Genomic DNA, 532 nt, shown 5'->3' with positions numbered 1-532 from the left:
CAACGACACGCTCGGCGCCGATAAGAGCACCGTGGCCATCACGACGACCGATGCCAAGTACGGCAAGCTGGTCGACAACGGCGACGGCACGTGGTCCTACCAACTGAACAACGGCCTGCCCGCGGTTCAGGCTTTGAACAACGGCCAAACGCTCACGGAAACCATCCGCTACACCATCACGGATGCGGACGGCGACAAGAGCGAGGCTGTGCTGACCATCACCATCAACGGCCAGACTGACGGTCCGCCGGTGGTCACCCCCGTTGACTCCGACGGCAACGTCACCAGCGCGCACAACAGCGTGCTGGAAGGCTCCGGCGCGACGGTGACCGGTTCGGTTGGCGTGTCGGCGGAAGCCGGCATCACCGCTGTTACCGTGGCCGGCCGCGACGTCACCGGCGCGAGCGCTGCCAACCCCGTCGTCATCACCACCGAGAAGGGCATCCTGACCGTCACCGGCTACAACGCCGCGACGGGCGTCATCTCCTACTCCTACAAGGAAACGGGCGGCGCGGATAACCACTCGGCGGGC

The 532-nt window shown here is 65.8% G+C and carries 1 protein-coding gene; it reads left to right on the top strand.

Features of this window, described 5'->3' with window-relative positions; all coding sequences use genetic code 11:
- The coding region (locus HV681_RS27710; RefSeq protein WP_217467874.1) for a VCBS domain-containing protein at positions 1 to 532 on the top strand (532 nt) is incomplete at both ends.

The organism is Achromobacter animicus (assembly GCF_902859585.1).
Lineage (GTDB): Bacteria > Pseudomonadota > Gammaproteobacteria > Burkholderiales > Burkholderiaceae_B > Achromobacter > Achromobacter animicus.
This window is presented reverse-complemented; position numbering and strand designations above follow the sequence as displayed.